The organism is Parachitinimonas caeni, from assembly GCF_030129945.1.
GTDB lineage: Bacteria > Pseudomonadota > Gammaproteobacteria > Burkholderiales > Chitinimonadaceae > Parachitinimonas > Parachitinimonas caeni.
On record NZ_JARRAF010000252.1, the window covers coordinates 1 to 281 of the forward strand.

1 protein-coding gene is annotated in these 281 nt (G+C 66.5%); it reads right to left on the bottom strand.

Translation table 11 applies throughout. The features are described 5' to 3' along the window. Positions 1-281: hypothetical protein (locus PZA18_RS24560; protein ID WP_284103506.1), on the bottom strand; the 281-nt coding region annotated here is incomplete at both ends.

Sequence of the window (281 nt, forward strand, 5' to 3'; positions counted from 1 at the left end):
GGCCTTCCATCGGGGCACTGCCGGGTTGGTCGCTGATCCGGGTCTGGTATTGGCTGACCACCCGGCCTTGCAGATCGAGCGCCCGCACCTGGTTGACCCCGTTGCTGACGATGCCGATCAGCTGGTCGTCTTCGCTGTAGTCATAGCTTTCGGCCACCGTGCCTTTGGCATTGGCGAAGCTGGAGCCCTGGCGCCGACCGGCCAGGTCGTAGCGGTAACTGACGCCGCTGTCGATGCTGCCAACGGCGCTCGGCAGCCGCTGGCCATCCGGCTGGTGGCTC